General features: G+C 74.3%; 14 protein-coding genes. 10 read left to right on the forward strand and 4 right to left on the reverse strand.

Annotated elements, in window-relative coordinates:
* Positions 1–313: 313 nt before the first annotated feature.
* From CLV40_RS24035 to CLV40_RS39770, 3 genes are all read left to right on the forward strand, one after another.
* Entirely contained in the window at positions 314–715 is a 402-nt protein-coding gene (locus CLV40_RS24035; RefSeq protein WP_104481258.1) for an Hsp20/alpha crystallin family protein, read from the forward strand.
* A 69-nt stretch (positions 716–784) separates the two neighbouring features.
* Positions 785–1,219, forward strand: coding sequence for a universal stress protein (locus CLV40_RS24040; protein ID WP_104481259.1), 435 nt, complete (start codon positions 785–787; stop codon positions 1,217–1,219).
* A gap of 17 nt (positions 1,220–1,236) precedes the next feature.
* Positions 1,237–2,739, forward strand: coding sequence for a lactate/malate family dehydrogenase (locus CLV40_RS39770; protein WP_181043702.1), 1,503 nt, complete (start codon positions 1,237–1,239; stop codon positions 2,737–2,739).
* 189 nt (positions 2,740–2,928) lie between these two features.
* On the opposite strand, the gene CLV40_RS24055 is transcribed toward CLV40_RS39770, so the two are convergent.
* Positions 2,929–5,454: a cation-translocating P-type ATPase gene (locus tag CLV40_RS24055; protein WP_104481260.1), complete on the reverse strand. Its 2,526-nt coding sequence runs from the start codon at positions 5,452–5,454 to the stop codon at positions 2,929–2,931.
* A gap of 179 nt (positions 5,455–5,633) precedes the next feature.
* On the opposite strand from CLV40_RS24055, the gene CLV40_RS24060 reads away from it, so the two are divergent.
* On the forward strand, positions 5,634–6,641 hold the full coding sequence (locus tag CLV40_RS24060; protein WP_104481261.1) for a zinc-binding alcohol dehydrogenase family protein: 1,008 nt from the start codon (positions 5,634–5,636) through the stop codon (positions 6,639–6,641).
* A 54-nt stretch (positions 6,642–6,695) separates the two neighbouring features.
* Here the strand turns inward: CLV40_RS24060 and CLV40_RS24065 are convergent, their stop codons facing one another.
* Together CLV40_RS24065 and CLV40_RS24070 are read right to left on the reverse strand one after the other, a co-directional pair.
* Complete coding sequence (locus CLV40_RS24065; RefSeq protein ID WP_181043703.1) at positions 6,696–7,136, reverse strand: universal stress protein; 441 nt, start codon at positions 7,134–7,136, stop codon at positions 6,696–6,698.
* Positions 7,123–8,562 (reverse strand): DUF4389 domain-containing protein, encoded by a 1,440-nt coding sequence (locus CLV40_RS24070; RefSeq protein WP_104481263.1) that lies wholly within the window; start codon positions 8,560–8,562, stop codon positions 7,123–7,125. Before CLV40_RS24070 ends, CLV40_RS24065 begins: the two co-directional genes overlap by 14 nt.
* Positions 8,563–8,790: 228 nt before the next feature.
* On the opposite strand from CLV40_RS24070, the gene CLV40_RS24075 reads away from it, so the two are divergent.
* Together CLV40_RS24075 and CLV40_RS24080 are read left to right on the forward strand one after the other, a co-directional pair.
* Entirely contained in the window at positions 8,791–9,303 is a 513-nt protein-coding gene (locus CLV40_RS24075; RefSeq protein ID WP_104481264.1) for a hypothetical protein, read from the forward strand.
* Entirely contained in the window at positions 9,300–10,289 is a 990-nt protein-coding gene (locus CLV40_RS24080) for an Acg family FMN-binding oxidoreductase (protein ID WP_104481265.1), read from the forward strand. Before CLV40_RS24075 ends, CLV40_RS24080 begins: the two co-directional genes overlap by 4 nt.
* 219 nt (positions 10,290–10,508) lie before the next feature.
* Here the strand turns inward: CLV40_RS24080 and CLV40_RS24085 are convergent, their stop codons facing one another.
* Positions 10,509–11,888, reverse strand: coding sequence for a sensor histidine kinase (locus CLV40_RS24085; protein ID WP_104481266.1), 1,380 nt, complete (start codon positions 11,886–11,888; stop codon positions 10,509–10,511).
* Between the two features lie 372 nt (positions 11,889–12,260).
* Here CLV40_RS24085 and CLV40_RS24090 point away from each other — a divergent pair, with 372 nt between their 5' ends.
* From CLV40_RS24090 to CLV40_RS24105, 4 genes are all read left to right on the forward strand, one after another.
* Positions 12,261–12,971 carry a GAF and ANTAR domain-containing protein gene (locus CLV40_RS24090; RefSeq protein WP_245931535.1) on the forward strand — a complete coding sequence of 237 codons (711 nt, stop codon included), beginning with the start codon at positions 12,261–12,263 and terminating at the stop codon, positions 12,969–12,971.
* Between the two features lie 64 nt (positions 12,972–13,035).
* Positions 13,036–13,800, forward strand: coding sequence for a GAF and ANTAR domain-containing protein (locus CLV40_RS24095; RefSeq protein ID WP_245931536.1), 765 nt, complete (start codon positions 13,036–13,038; stop codon positions 13,798–13,800).
* 449 nt (positions 13,801–14,249) lie between these two features.
* Positions 14,250–14,843, forward strand: coding sequence for a CBS domain-containing protein (locus CLV40_RS24100; RefSeq protein ID WP_104481267.1), 594 nt, complete (start codon positions 14,250–14,252; stop codon positions 14,841–14,843).
* A 225-nt stretch (positions 14,844–15,068) separates the two neighbouring features.
* Positions 15,069–15,641 (forward strand): CBS domain-containing protein, encoded by a 573-nt coding sequence (locus tag CLV40_RS24105; protein ID WP_181043704.1) that lies wholly within the window; start codon positions 15,069–15,071, stop codon positions 15,639–15,641.
* Positions 15,642–16,127 lie beyond the last annotated feature (486 nt).

The following is a 16,127-nucleotide window of genomic DNA, read 5'->3' on the forward strand; positions in this document are numbered from 1 at the left end:
GCACCGACGGCGCGCGGCAGGCGAGGGCGATCGCGTCCCGCACGGTGTCGTGATCGGTCCGCGGCATGACCGGTCCTCCTCTCCTCGGTGGTACGGCCCCACGGTGCCCACCCGCTCTCGCCCGGGGACAGAGACCAAAAGTCCCCGGTCTCCGGGACCGAAGCCCGTGACCGGCACCGCCGGGGTGGAACGCGGACGGCAGTGGACGAAGGTCCCTGGCAGTCGGGGTCCCCGGTCCGCTTCGGGAGAGCGCCGGACCGGGGCAGTGTCGGCGGTGCCCGCACTCTGCGGGCACCGAACCGTAGGAGGCGACATGACGGGCATCCTGCCCAGGACCACGTTGATCCCCGATGTGTTCCGGCTGTTCGAGGCGCTGCCGACCATCGACCGCCACATCGTCCGCGTCGAGGACTACTTCGACGACGGCACCTACGTGGTGCGCGCGGAACTGCCGGGCCTGGACCCCGAGGAGGACATCGCGGTCACCGTCCAGGGCGACACGCTCACCATCACCGCGCAGCGGGTGGAGCGGCGGCGCGAGCACGGGCGCAGCGAGTTCCACTACGGCAGCTTCGCCCGCTCCGTGGCACTGCCCCGGGGAGCCAGCGTCGACCGCGTGGAAGCCACCTACGACAAGGGCATCCTCACGCTCACCGTGCCGGTGAAAACCGAGGGGGAGGCCAAGCGGATCACCGTGAACCAGGTAGCCGAGTGACCGCCGGTCCCCGCAGCGCGGGCCGGTCGGCGCCGCCACGGGGACCACTCGCACGAAGGAGGTAACACCATGCGCACCGAGCACATCCTCGTCGGGTTCGACGGCTCGACGCCCGCGTCCACCGCCCTCCAGTGGGCGCTGTCCGAGGCCGAACGGCGCGGTGTCGCCGTCCGGGTGATCTGGGTCTGGGGCGGCGGTCCGCCCTGGGACGAGCGCGTCCGGGTCGGTGCGGTGCTGTCGTCGGTGGTCGCGCGGCACCCGGACGTGTCGGTGCGCTACGACGACCGCACCGGCGCCGCGGGCCCCGCGCTGGTCCGGGCTTCCGAGGAGGCCGACCTGCTCGTGGTCGGCAAGCACGGCACGGGCGCCATCGCGGCGCTGATGGGCTCCACGACCGCCTACTGCCTGCGCCACGCCCGCTGCCCGGTCGTCGTGGTGCCGGGCGTGGTCGCCGCGGTCGGCTCACCCGCGTCGACCGCGGGGGCACCCCACCGGTCCACCTGAGCGAGAGGGCCGCAACCGTGCTGCTGGACGCCGCGCCGCACGCGGTCACCGGGCACCGCGGCCTCGGTGGGGTCGAGGGCCTGCTGATCGGCTCGGTGTCCGACGCCGTCGCCGCGCACGCCCGCTGCCCCGTGGTCGTGGTACGCGGAACCGCCGGACCGATCGTGTTCGGTGTGGACGGTTCCCGTGCCGGGGGCGCCGCCATCGGGTTCGCCCTCGAACAGGCCGCGGGCCGCGGCGAGGAGCACGCGGAGGTGCCCGTCCGGCTGGTCGTACCGCGCGACCGCGCCGCGCGCGTTGACGGAGCTGAGCGGGGACGCCCAACTCCTCGTCGTCGGGGGCAGGGGGCGCGGGCTGCGCACCGGCCTGGGCATGGGCTCGACCGCCCGTGCTCCGCCGCACCGCGGCGCGTGCCCGGTGGCGGTCGCGCACACCTGACCGGGCCCGTCACCTCCGGCCCGGTCCGCCATTGTGGCCGCTTGGCCCTGCGGGACACGGTCCAAGATCCCTGGAGCCGGTCGGCGGCGGTGAGCAGGCTCGGCGGCGTGACTGATCGCAGAGCGGCGCGGGGACCGAGGATCGCGGTCGTCGGCGCCGGACAGGTGGGATCGACCCTCGCCTACGCCTGCCAGATCAGGGGCACCGCCAACACCGTGGCCCTGTTCGACACCGACGCGGCGAAGCTGCGGGCGCAGGTCCTCGACCTGCGCCACGGCGGCATGTTCGCCCCGACCGTCGAGGTCGTCGGCTCCGACGACGTCGGGATCTGCGCGGGCGCCGACGTGGTGGTGATCACCGCGGGAGCCCGCCAGCGCGCGGGGGAGAGCCGGATGGCGTTGGCCGGGCGCAACGTGCGCCTCTGCCGCGCCCTGGTGCCCGAGCTGTGCGCGCTGGCCCCCGAGGCCGTGTTCCTCGTCGTGACGAACCCGGTGGACGTGGTGACCCAGGCCGTGCTGGAGGTCAGCGGGTTGCCCGCGCACCGGGTGCTGGGGTCGGGCACGGTGCTCGACTCCTCGCGCCTGCGCGCGCTGATCGCCGCGCGGGCCGGGGTCGGGGTGGCGGGGGTGTGCGCGTACATCGTCGGTGAGCACGGTGACACCGCGGTGCCGTTGTGGTCGCAGGCGTTCATCGGTTCGGTGCCGGTGCTCGACTGGGTCGTCGACGGGCGCCAGGTCTTCGACGAGCCCGCGCGCCGGGAGATCGAGGACTCGGTGGTCGGCGCCGCGTACGAGGTGATCGCGGGCAAGGGGGCCACCAACTACGCCGTCGGCCTCGCCGTCACCCACGTGCTGGAGGCCATCCTCGGCGACCAGCGGCTGATCCTGCCGGTCAGCGCCTACGTCGCCGACTTCCACGGGATCGGCGGGGTGTGCCTGTCGCTGCCCAGGATCGTCGACCGCTCGGGCGCGGGCGCGCTGGAGCCCACGGTCCCGGGCACCGCTGAACTGGCCGGGCTCCGGCGGTGCGCGCACGTGATCGCCAAGGCGTGCCGGGAGTCCGGTGTGGACGTGTGCGGGTGAGCGCGTCGAGTGCCCGCGACGCGCTCACCGTTCGGCGGGCGGCTCAGCGGGCCCGCCAGGTCCGGGCGTTCTGGCCGCGACCAGCACCGTCGGTTGCGCGTTGATCCGTCCGGCTCCCCGCTGTGGACGAGCTCTCGGCGACCCGATGTGGCGCTGGGGCACGCGGAGCGCGACGCTCGACCGCCGGTATCACCGATCCGTTCCACGACGCGGTTCGCGGGGTTCCGCCCGGCGGTCGCGCGGTCGGGTCCCACCGCGCCCGATTGTCTCCGGCGAACGGTTCTCGCGGCGCCGGAGCGCCCGCACCACCAGTCCGGGGACCGTGGCGGCGACCACGGTGGGCAGCAGGTCGCCCACCGGTACCGCCGCGGTGCCCAGCGCGTCCCGCAGCGGGGGGAGCCACGCGCCCGCCAGTTGCAGTGCCACGGCCGCGATCACGGCGAGGTCGAGGAACCTCGGGCGGGCGCCAGGGCGCCGCAGCGCCGTCGCGACACCGAGTTGGGCGAGGCCCAGGCAGAGGAAGACCAGCGTCTGCCACTCCCGGCCGGTGTGCGCCGCCCACACCCCGACGCCCAGGGTGACCGCGGCGATCAGCGCCCCCGTCCACGCTGTCCGCGCCCACAGACCGGCGCCCAGGATCGACTCCCCGGGTGGGCGCGGCCGGGCGCGCATGGCCCCCGCCGCGGCGGGTTCGGCACCGATCGCCACCCCGGGCAGTCCGTGGGTCAGCAGGTTGATCCACAGGATCTGCCCCGGTCGCAGTGGGACCGGTAGGCCCAGCAGCGGTCCGGTCAGCATCACCAGCACCTCGGCCACACCGCCGGAGACCGCGTAGCGCAGGAAGGTCCGGACGTTGGCGTGGATGCGCCTGCCCTCTTCCACCGCGGTGGCCACGGTGCCCAGGTTGTCGTCGGTCAGCACCAGGTCCGCGGCCTGCCGCGCCACCTCCGTGCCGCCGCCCATGGCCACGCCGATGTCGGCCCGCCGCAGGGCGGGGGCGTCGTTGACGCCGTCACCGGTCATCGCGACCACGTGGCCCTCGTCCTGCCAGGCCCGCACGATCGCCTGCTTCTGCTCGGGCCGGGTGCGCGCGTACACGCGCACCCGGCCCGGCGCTCCCGCGCCGCGGGCGGCGAGTTCCTCGCCGGTGCGCACCTCGCCGCCGTCACCGATGCCCACGCGGTCCGCGATCGAGGCCGCCGTGCGCGGGTGGTCCCCGGTGATCATGACGAGTTCGATGCCCGCCTCCTGGAACGCGGTCACCACCTCGGCGCTGTCGGACCGCGGTGGGTCGGCGAGCGCCACCAAGCCGAGCAGCCGCACCGCCCGCTCACCCGCGGCGGCCCCGGGAGCGGCACCCGATCCGCCGCCCGCGGCCACGGCGAGGACGCGGTACCCCCGGCGCGCCAGCCGTTCCGCCGCGTCCACGGCCTCGGTGCCCTCGGCGAGCAGGGTTTCGGGCGCGCCCTTGGACACCACCAGCCAGTGCTCGCCCGCCTGGTGCACGGTCGTCATCCGCCCGCGCTCGCTGTCGAACGGCAGTTCATCGATCCGGGGGTGGCGGTCGCGCAGCGCCGCGCAGTCCACGCCCGCGGCCGCGGCCATCGAGAGCAGCGCCACCTCCAGCGGGTCGCCCGCGATGGCCACCCGGTCGTCCCCGGGCGTGGCACGCGGGTCCGCGTCGTTGCACAGCACGACCGCGCGCAGCAGCGCCGCGGGCAGCTCGGCGCCCGGGTCGACCTCACCCCGTTCGGGTGTCCACACCCGCTCGGCGACCATCCGGCCCTCGGTGATGGTGCCGGTCTTGTCCGTGGCCAGCACGGTGACCGAGCCCAGGGTCTCCACCGCGGGCAGGGACCGGACCACGGCGCGCCGCTGCGCCATCCGGTGCGCCCCCAGCGCGAGCGCGAGGGTGACCACGGCGGGCAGCGACTCGGGCACCGCCGCCACGGCCAGGCTGATCGCCGTGAGGGCCATCGCGCCCACCGGCTCGCCGCGCGCCAAGCCGATGGCGGCGACCACCACCGACAGCCCGACCGCGGCGAGGGCGAGCACGCGTCCCAGGTCGGCGAGCCTGCGCTGCAACGGCGTCGGGCGGGGCCGTTGCGCCCCCACCAAGGCGGCGATGCGGCCAAGACCGCTGTCGGGACCGGTCCGGTTCACCACCGCGACGCCCCGGCCGTGGGTGACGACCGTGCCCGCCGCGACCTCACCGCCGACGGGCTTGTCCACCGGGACCGACTCACCGGTGACGGCCGCCTCGTCGACGCGCAGCGCGTGCGCCCGCACCAGCGCGGCGTCCGCCGCCACGACGTCACCGGCGGTCAGGACCACCACGTCGCCGGGGACGACCTCAGCGGACGGCACCTCCCGCGCCGTCCCGTCGCGCACCACGGTCGCGGTCGGCGCGGACATCGAGCGCAACGCCGCCAACGCCCGTTCGGCCCGTGACTGCTGCGCCACGCCGACAGCGGTGTTGAGCACCACCACCGCCCCGATGACGGCCACATCGGCGAAGTCCCCCAGGACCAGCGCCAACGCGGCGGCCACCAGCAGCAACAGCACCATGGGGTCGCGCAGCTGCGCCAGCACCCGCGCACCCCGGCCCGCCCGCTTCGGCTCGGCCATCAGGTTGTGGCCCACCCGGGCCCGCACCTCGGCGGCCTCGGCGTCGGTCAACCCGCGCGGCGAGTCGGTCACCGGTGTCTGCGCCATGATCGCGGCGGCCCTTCCCCTCGGCGAACCCGTGCCGGGCACGGGAAGCGGTCGTCGTCCACGCTCGACCGCCCGCCCACCACCCAGCAGAGCCGAACGTCCCGGCAAGACACGAACATGGGCCGCGTCGGGGCCGGGCCCGGCGGGTGAGGCTGGTCGGGCGCGGAGAGGAGCCCGATATGGCCGAACACCTGGCCTGGCGCGTCCGCGCGCCGGGCGCGCCCACCGGTGAGCCGCTGGTCGCCGGGCGCGAACCCGTGCCCGAGCCCGGTCCGGGGGACGTGCTGCTGCGCGTGCTGGCCTGCGGCGTCTGCCGGACCGACCTGCACATCACCGAGGGGGACCTGCCGGTGCACCGGTCCGGCGTGGTCCCAGGGCACGAGGTCGTGGGACAGGTGGTCGCCACCGGCGCGGGCGTGTCCGGTGTGGCGGTGGGCGACCGGCTCGGCGTGGCGTGGCTGCGCGGGGTGTGCGGGCGGTGCCGCTACTGCCTGCGCGGCGCCGAGAACCTGTGTCCCGGTTCCGTCTACACCGGGTGGGACGCCGACGGCGGCTACGCCGAGTACACCGTGGCGCCCGCTGCCTCCGCCCACCCGCTGCCCACCGGGTACACCGACGTCGAAGCCGCGCCGCTGCTGTGCGCGGGCATCATCGGCTACCGGGCGCTGCGGCGCAGCGCCCTGCCACCGGGCGGGCGGCTGGGCATCTACGGCTTCGGTGCCAGTGCCCACCTCACCGCCCAGTTGGCCGTCGCCGAGGGCGCGACCGTGCACGTGCTCACCCGGGATCCCCGCGCCCGCGAGTTGGCGCTGGAACTCGGCGCCGCGTCCGCGGGGGGCGCCGCCGAACACCCGCCCGAGCCGCTGGACTCCGCGATCCTGTTCGCGCCCGCGGGCGAGCTGGTGCCGGCCGCGTTGGCCGCGCTGGACCGCGGCGGGACGCTGGCGGTGGCGGGTATCCACCTCTCGGACATCCCGCCGCTGGACTACCGGCGGCACCTGTTCCAGGAGCGCCAACTGCGCAGCGTCACCGCCAACACCCGCGCCGACGCCAGGGACCTCCTCGCCCTCGCCGGAACGCACCCGCTTCGGGTGATCGCGTCGGCGTACCCGCTCGACGGTGCCGCCCGCGCACTGCGCGATCTCGCGGCCGACCGGGTGCGCGGCGCCGCCGTCCTGGTGCCGTAGCGGCGGCTCGGCCACCCGCCGGGGAGTGGCGGGTGGCCGAGCCGCGCGTGGCGGTCACTCCGCGGGCACGATCACCACCGGGCAGCCGGCGTGCCGCAGGCAGTCCGCGGCGAACGCGCCGACTCCCGAGGTGATGTGCGCGGGGGAGTGGTGCGCCCCGATCACCACCAGGTCGGCGTCCCGGGCCGCTTCGGCCAGCGCCCGGCCGGTGCGGCCCTCGACGCGTTCGACCGACAGCGGGACCCGCGCGTGGTCACCGAGCAGTTCGGCGGGTTCGGGCAGGGGGCGTCGAGGCGGTTGGCCACCGTGGGGTTGCGGTGACATGGGCGCGGCGGGCACGAACGCGGTTTCCGGTGCCACCACCTCGATCGCGGCCACCGCGGCGCCTTCTGCGTCGGCGTGGGCCAGTGCCCATCGCAGCGCCGCGGTGGCGTGGCCCGAGCCGTCGTAGCCGACCACGAAACGCCGCCCGCCGCCGGACCTATTTCCGGACATGGTCTTCCTCCTCGTCATCGACCTGCGCTGTCCTGAGTGGATGGTTCGGGGTGGCTCGGCGCGCCGCGCCGACCACCAGGGCGACCCCGCCCGCGAGCAGAACGGCGCCCGCGGTGAACAACCCGGCGGCCAGCCAGGGCAGCGCGGGCGCGGTGGCTCCGATCGACACCCGCGCGTCGACCCCGGCCGAGGCGTCCGCGTTCATGAGCACGACCGTCCAGTCACCCTCGATCGGGGTCCAGTCCAGCCGCACCACCCCGCTGCCGGTCCCGGTGACCGTCCAGAACGACTGCGCGGCGGGCGGTGTCCGAGGCGCGTCACCGGTGATGTCGCGGGTGTTCACGCCGTTGTGCATCGGCATCGTGACCGATCCGAGCACGGTGCGGTCCACGCCCGTCAGGTACCCCCGCGCCCGCGCGGCCGGCGCCAGGCCGACGAACACGGGGCGTTCCCCGGCGTCGACCCGGATCGACACCTCGCCCACCGCGCGTGCCATCCACGGCCACCCGGTACCGCGCGCCAAGTCCACGTGCTCGACGACCACGGCGTAGCCGTTGCTGGTGGCTTCGCGGGTCGCGGTGTGCAGGTAGCCGTCCTGGTCACGGTAACCCCGGTCGGCCACGACCAGACCGATGCCCCCGGTCAGCAAACCCACCGCCGACAACGCCACGACGACTCCCACGACCATGGCGACCACCCGGCCCGGAGTCCACCCGGGCCGCGGGGAGACGGCGGGCGCGACGTCCGCGTGCGGGGTTTCCGCTGGGGCACCGGTTTCGTCCGCGCCGAGGTCGAGCCGGAACGGCGGGTACCGGTCGGTCAGCAGCGCCGTGTAGGCGGCCACGCGCAGCACCCACCGGTCGAGCCCGACCACCAGGTCGTGCAGCGATGTCGGGTACTCGCCCCGAACCAGCAGAACCACGCCCGCGACCAGCGTCAGCACACCGACCAAGCCACCGGCGCCCCAGTGGAAGCCACCGGTGTCGGCGTTGCCCGCCAACCACAGGCCGCCGCCGGCGAGCAGGCCGACCACCAGGTAGTGCGGCACCGCCAGGATCCACTTGACCAGCACGAGACCCCGCGAAAGCCGCTCCGGGTAGGCGATGTGCAGCCTGGCGGGGTAGTCGGGCACGTCGGCCAGGGTGAACGGCGGGTACCGGTCCGTGCCCAGGGCGGCGTATCCGTAGTAGTGCACCCGCCAACTCCAACGCAATACCCCGGTGGTGTAGTCGAACAGCGGTCGCGGGTAGCGGCCGGTGACCAGGATCGCGAAGAACGCGACGACAACGACCAGGACGAATCCCAACCACAGCGCGGCAAGCACCAGCAAGTGCGGCAGCAGCAGCAACCACTTGACCAACCACAACCACCGCGAAGGCGAGTCGAGCGTCCCGGTCACCCTGACCGGCTCCGGTTGTCGCGCCATCACTCCTCCGTTCCCCCGCTCTCGGTGTCGGTTCCAGCCTCACCCACCCGACGACCGGCCGGACACCGACGGAAGTCCCGGTCGCGCCGTGCCGCATCGCCCTGCTCGGCGGGAACGATCGAGGAGTTCGCCTGGTGCGGGACCAACGTCCCGGTCGCCGGGGTCCGCCGTCCGTGCCCGCGTGCCCGCCGACCGGGCAGCCTGGTGGACGACACGGAAGGAGCCGAGATGCCCGCCGAGGACACCACAGCGACATCCTCCGGCGCGGCGGTGCGCGCCGCCGCGGGTGAAGGTGCCCGACTGCGCCTGCCGGAGCGCCCCGCGGACCTGGGCGCGGTGGCCGAGCTCATCCGCCGCGTCGACCACGTGCTGGGTCGTGACCCGGCACACGTGGCCGAGGTCCGCGCCTGGACGGCGGGATCCGGTGACGGCGACGGCGCACCCGCCTTCGCGGTGGGCAGGCCGCCATCGCCTGCCACCCTGGTCGTGTTGCGGGACTTCGACTCCCCGGTGTCGCCGCTGCCTGTCGAGCCGCTACCGATGCCCGCCGTGCCGACCACCCCCGGCGACCGCGATGGCGACCAGGTCGCCGCGGGTCGGGCGTTGCCGCGGGTGCTGCTCACAGCTTGCGCCGAGGAGTTGGCCTTTTCCCTTTTGTCCCAACTGATCGAGGCGCCCGCAACCCGCCGCGCGCTGAACGAGGTCGCGACCGGGGTGGCCGGCGAGGAGGGGCGAGCATGATCGCGGAGTGGGATCGAGGCGAGGTGGCCGTGCTCACGGCGGCGTTCTCCCGCGCGCCGTCGGTGCACAACAGCCAACCCTGGCTGTTGGAGCTGGACGGCCGCGCGGCGCGTGTGCTGGAGCGGGTGGACATCGCGCTGCCCCGGCACGACCGGCTCGGCCGCGACCGGCTGATCTCCTGCGGCGCCGCCGTCACCACCGTGCGCGTCGCGGTGCGCCAGCTCGGCTGGGCCGCTCCCTGGCGCCAGTTCCCGGACCCGACCCGGCCCGAGGTCGTGGCCCGGATCGACGCGGGTGGGCGCCGGGAGCCCACCGAGACCGACTTGGCCGTCTACCGCGCCATCCCGAACCGGCACAGCCACCGCGGGGCGTTCACACCCGACCCGGTCGACGCCGCCCTGTTGTGCGCGCTGCGCGACCAGGCGCTCGAGGACACCCCGCGGGCCGCGGCCGTGCGCATCCTGCACGCCCCCGGCGATACCGGCGACCTGGCGCGGGTCCTCGCGCGCAGCGCGCTGGTATTCCGCCACGACCACGCGTACCAGCGCGAACTCGCCGCGTGGCGCGGCGGCGCGGACGACGGGCTGCCCAGCGCGGGTGGCACCCCCACACTGCCCTGGACCGGTCTCGTCGACGAGCACACCGCGGTCCCCGACGACGACGTGCTGGCCGCCCGCCTGGCGCGGGAGAGCTACCTCCTGATCACCACCACCGGCGACGGCCGCAGCGACCACCTCGCCGCCGGGATGGTCACCCAACAGCTGTGGCTCGGGGCCGTCGCCGCCGGACTGGCCGGCTCGGTTCTCACCCAGCCACTGCACGTCCCCGAGGCGCGGAAGTCCCTGATCCGGCGACTGGACCTGTCCGGCTACCCCCAACTCCTGCTGAGGGTCGGGCACCCCGCCGAGGTGCCCGCGCCCAGCAGGCGCCGATCCACCGACGACCTGATCCGCGTCACGTCCGAAGAGTCCGGGAGGCCCGGGTGACCACTTCACACGGGCAGGTCGGAGTCGACGGCTCCGACACGCCCCTCACCGCCAGGTGAACCGCGGACGGAACCACGGCGATGGACCAGCCCACCGAACTCTCGGTCCGGAACCCGTTGCCGTCGAGCGGAGCCAGTTCTTCCACTGAGGACATACGGGGCGTACCGGCCATTGTCCGCCCCTCCAGCTCGGATCAGAACCGTGGTCGCGCCGCGTCGTTCACGGGAGTCGGGCGGTCCAGACGAACACCCTGGTCCCGTCGACTCCCCGCGTCTGGCGCACGGAGCGGGAGCCGTCGGAAAGATCCCGCAGGACGGCCACCAGACGTGATCTGGCGACCGTGGGCGCACCGTCGTCCTGAACCGCCACCGCGAACGTGTCACCGTCGAAGTCGACGCACAGTTCGACGAGTCGGGCGTGCGCCACGGTCGTCAGCGCGTCGCGTGCGACCGCGATGATGTCGTCGGCGAGACCGGGCGGGCACATCCGGGTGATGTTGTCGGCCAGGGCCACCCGCACCGGTGTGTCGATCACCAGCTCCGCCGCGTCGGCGGTCGCGAGCAGGCGCAGGGAGAGGGGAACGGGGTGTCGGCGGCGGGGGAACTCGGCGGCGAAGAAGTCGCGGACGCGGGAGGCGGTGGCCGTGAGCGAGTCGATGTGCTCGGTGAGGCGTTCGCGGTGCGCGGGCGGCGTACCGGTGCCGATGAGGTTCCGCAGTCCCAACCCCACCGCGAACAGGTCGCCGACCACCGCGTCGGTCAACGCGGCCACCGCCGTGTCGACTTCGTCGCGGTGCTCGGACTGGTCGTGCGCCGCGCTGGACCACGCGAACTCGATCGCTCCCGCGACCTGCCCGGCGAACGCCCCGAGGTGGCGCAGGTCGACGGGTGTGAACGGTGGTCCACCCGGGGTCCGGCCGACGGCGAGGGCGCCGGTCACCCGGTCTCCCCACCTGAGCGGCACCATGGCGACCGGACCGATCGCGCGGGCCTCCGGGTACGCCTCGGCCAGCAACGCCTTCCCCGCGCGGACCACGCGCGCCGCCAGGCTGTGCACGGGGTGCGGGGAGGTGCCCGCGGTGAGGTCGGCGGCGAGCGACCCGGTCACCGCGCGCACCCGCAACACCCCCGAGTCGGAAAGCAGCGTGAGGGTGCCGAAATCGGCCTCGGCGGCCTCGGCGGCGCGGTCGGTGAGCTGGTCGAGCGGGCGCTGGCCACCGCCGTAGAACAGTTGGACGCTCGCGCAGGCCGACGCCGCCGCCCAGCGCTCCCGCAACGCGGACTCGCGGATGTGCCGCGCGCTGTCGCGGACCATCGCCACCGTCAGCGCGAGTGCTTCCGCCAGGGTGTCCTCGGTCGTGGCGGGCACGCCGGAGGGGGCGGCGGGCAGGCACCGCGTCGCGCGTGCGCCCGCCTCCAGGACGGCGCGGACCAGCGCCGCGGTCTCGATCACCCCGTCGGCGCCGGGAGTCGACCGCGGGTCTCCCGTCGCGCAGACCGACACCAGCGCGCTCGCACTGCTGTGGGTGATCCTGGCGAGCAAGGCCTCCCAGCGGGCGGAGCCGTGGTCGGACACCTGCTCCCGAGACGCGTTCGACATGACGATTCCCCATCGCTCACGTGTCACGTGTCGGCGGGGTCACGGCCAACGATGTCAGCTTGTGTGGACCGGGTCGCTTCGTTCCACGACTCGACCATAATCGGATCACCGGCCGGGGGAACCGCCGAGCGGGTGGGTCCGTGAGCCGCGACGCGGCGGCGGTCGAGTCGCGGCGGGAGTTCGCGATGAACCCCATCACACGCGGGAGTGAACGGGCACCGAGCGGCCAGGACCGTTTCACCGGACGTGCGCCGCGTCGGGTACGTTGCCCGCCTGACCCTGTGCGGGCTCTGCGCAACCGTCGTGCCCCCGCGGACTTCGTTCAGGAGTGGGCAGGAGGTGTCGCGCGCGTGGTCCACTGGTGCGCTCGTCGTGGCTGAGGCCGGTGATGACGAGGCCGACCGGGTTCGTCACCGCGTGGTGGGGGACCTGCGCGGCGGCGGCAGCGAACTCGACGCGCTCGCGAAGGTGTGCGATGCCTGCGTCGAGTTGCTGCCGGTCGACGGCGCGTCGGTCTCGGTCATGACCGGCGACCTCGGGCGCGAATGCCTGTACGCGACCGATCGGGTCGCCGCCCGCATCGAGGCGGTGCAGTTCAGCCTGGGTGAGGGGCCGTGCTTTCAAGCGTTCGACACCAAGCGGCCCGCGCTCGCCCCGAACCTGCGCGACGTGGCCTGGCCGGTGTTCGCCGCGGAGATCGGGGCGGAGCCGGTCGGGGCCCTGTTCGGGTTCCCGCTGGTCGCCGGGGCGATCAGCATCGGCGCGCTCGACCTGTACCGGCGGACTCCGGGCTGGCTGTCGGCCGCGCAGCTGCGGGTCGCCCTGCGCCTGGTCGACGTCGCGACGCTGGTGTTGCTGGGGCTCGGGCTCGACCGAGCGGCCGGGGCGTGGACGGACCTGCCGTTGCGCCGCGCCCAGGTGCACCAAGCGGTCGGAATGCTCATCGCGGAGTTCGGCGTGTCGCCGGAGCACGCGTTGGCCCGCCTGCGCGGACACGCGTTCACCACCGGACGCCTCGTGGACGAGGTCGCCGACGACCTCGTGTCCCGCAGGCTTCACCCCGCGGACGTCGGGGGAGCGTGATCCACCTGTGGCCGCCCGGCACGTTCTACGCTGTTCGGGCGAAGTAGGAAAGGAGGTTCCCGTTGTGGAGACGCCGGGATCGGCGCGGGAGGCGCTGCTGCTGGGCGCGTTCGTGCGGATGGCCGACACGCTGGTCGACGACTACGACGTCGTCGAGATGCTGCACGAACTCGTGGGATACTGCGTCAGCCTGCTCGACTCGGCCGCGGCCGGGCTCGTGCTGTCCGACCAGCGCGGCGGTCTGCAGGTGCTCGCGTCGTCGACCGACGAGACCCGGCTGTTGGAGCTGTTCCAGGTCCAGATCCGCGAGGGTCCCTGCCTGGACTGCATCGGGGCGGGCGAACCGGTCCGCGTTCCCGACCTGGCCGCCGAGCGCGCCCGCTGGCCGAGGTTCGTCCCCCAGGCGGTCTCCCGTGGCTTCGCCGCGGTGCACGCCATCCCGATGCGCCTGCGCCAGAACACCATCGGCGCCCTCAACCTCTTCGACCACGGCGTGGGTGCGATGGCCGAGCAGGACCTGCTGGTCGCTCGGGCTTTGGCCGACATCGCCACCATCGGAATCCTGCACGAACGCGCGATCCGCCGCGGTGAAGTGCTCACCGAGCAGTTGCAGACCGCGCTGAACAACCGGATCACGATCGAGCAGGCCAAGGGCGTGCTGGCGCACGCGGGCAGGCTCGACATGCACCAAGCGTTCCAGGCGCTGCGGGCCTACGGGCGCAGCCGCAACGCCCTGGTCTCCGAAGTCGCTCACCAGGTCGTCACCGGGGTCATCACCCCGGCGGCCGTCCTGACCCTGAGCGCGCCGCCCGGGCGGGGTTCGACGTGACGACCTCGTTCCGACGCGGCTCCTCCCCGGTGGGGGCTGAACCACCCCGCGGGCCCGGCCTCGCCCATCGGGTTGGCGGGATCCCGGGAACCGGGCGAGGAACGGCAGCGCGGCGACCACGACCGCGGGAGGTTCCAGCCACCACCTCACGTCGGTGTGCGGTCGTCGGTGATACCGCCCGCGAGGAGGTAGGCCGCCGCCCGGGTCGCTGCTGAGCCGACCGCTTCGCCGCCGCCACCGCTCCTCCCGGGGCGCGCACCGAGCCCGGTACCCGCCCTCGTTCGAGGTGCGGTGATCGGGGCAGTGCCGAAGGTCACCGCCGGTCGAGGTCCCGCGACCACTGCCCGACACCCGCGCGAGTGGCGACGATCGAGAGGTGGGAGCAGCGCGTCCGCCCCGGGCGCGCCACTGGCGGAGGACGGGTTGGTCCGTCCGGTGTGGAGGATGCGATGCGGGTTCGGGACTTGATGAGCAGGCCGGTCTTCAGCGCCCGACCGGGGAGCACGGTGCGCGAGGTGGTCACGGTGATCACCGAGCACGGCTACGCGAGCCTGCCGGTCGTGGACGACCTGGGTCGCGTGGTCGGTGTGGTGGGCGAGCCCGAGTTGCTCCGCCACGTGGGCGACCGGCAGGTCTCTCCCGACGCGCCGGTGTCGTCGGTGATGGTTCGCCCGGTCGAGGTCGCGCACCCGGCCGACGACGTGTCGACGGTCGCGGAGACGATGCTGCGGACCGGGCTGCGGTGCCTGCCGGTTGTGGAAGAGGGTTTGCTCGTCGGTGTGGTCGCCCGCCGGGACCTGTTGCGCTCCATGGTCCGCGATGACGACGTCATCGCCGCCAAGGTGCGCGCCCTGCTCGACGACTACGCGGGCAGCAGGCGCCACTGGCGGGTCGAGGCCGACGACGGGCGGCTCGTCGTGACCGGCGAGTTCGCCGACGAGGCCGAGCGCGGCCTGGTCGTCGCCCTGTGCCGCACCGTCCCGGGCGTTCGCGAGGTCCGGTTGTCGGCGCTCGCCCCCACTTCGTCCGGCTGGGACGACTGAGGTCCGCGGCACGGGGCCCGGCGTTGGACATCGCCGTTCCCCGGTGGTGGGCGGACAGGGGAATCCGGCCCCGGAACGGCGAGCGTCCGCCACTGGATGGGCGTACCTCTCGTCACTGGTCGCCCGGGGGTGTCCGCGGTCAGTGTCGGTGGAGACGAACCGCGCCCGCCCGGACGGGGCGGGCGCGGGCTGGATCGCGCGGGCCGAGACCGATCAGGAGGCGTCATGCTGGCGAGCGAGATCATGGACGCGGGAGCGGTGGCCGTGCGGCCGGACACGCCGCTGCGCGCGGTGCGGGAGGTGTTGCGCGCGGCGCGTGACGGCGCGGTCGCGGTCGTGGCGGACGACCGCGTGGTCGGGATGGTGTCCTCGGGCGACCTGCTGCGCGAGCAGGTCCGGTCGATCCCGCGGGCCGCCACCGCCGCGGACGTGATGGACCCCGTGCGGCCCATCACGTCGACCGCCCACTGCGGGGACGTCGCCAGGCTCCTGCTGGGCACGGGCCACCAGGCGCTGCCCGTGGTGGACGGGGACGGCGGCCTCGCCGGGGTGATCGGCCTGAGCGACCTGCTCGACGCCCTGGAAACCCGGGATGACGTGCTGGCCGTGCGGGTGTGCAAACTCGTCGCGGACAACGTCCAGCCGTGCGCGCTCGACTGCGCCGTCACCGATGGCAACGCGGTGGTGACCGGCGAGTTCCGCAGCGGCCGCGAGGAGCGCGTGGTCCGAGCCCTGGCGTCTTCGGTACCCGGGGTGCGGACGGCGCGCACACGACCGGCGCCTGGACCCCGTGACTGATCGCGCGACGCGGGGTTCACCCGCGGCAGCGCGACAAGGCGGCGTGGATACCGCGATGTCGTCACGGCACATCGCCACGCCTCCCCGATGACCGCGCCGCGCCGGTCGACCCGCTTGGCGGTGGTCTCCTTGCCCTCGAACACCCCTGGCCCCCGAGACACGTCACAACCCGGCTTCTCGCGGAAGAGCACCTCGGCGGACTTGCTCGTTCAGTCCACAGAGGAGTGCGGCAGACACGGGCCGCTCCGATCCGGGCCGGAGTCCAGGACCGTGTACCCGGGTCCAGTCGACCGACGCGCGGATCGGGACCTACGCCGCGATCGCCGGGACGATCGGTTCGGCAACCCCGGGAAGTCGTCCTCTGCCGTGGCCCCTTCGTCTCCGCTGTACTCGCTGGGAGGAGCACACGACGAACGGGAGCGCGAAAATGCCTCGGTCGACCATCGGTCCTGTCCCGCGACCGGAGCGGACCCGCGGGTTCCTGCG

This window comes from Actinokineospora auranticolor, assembly GCF_002934265.1.
Taxonomy (GTDB): domain Bacteria; phylum Actinomycetota; class Actinomycetes; order Mycobacteriales; family Pseudonocardiaceae; genus Actinokineospora; species Actinokineospora auranticolor.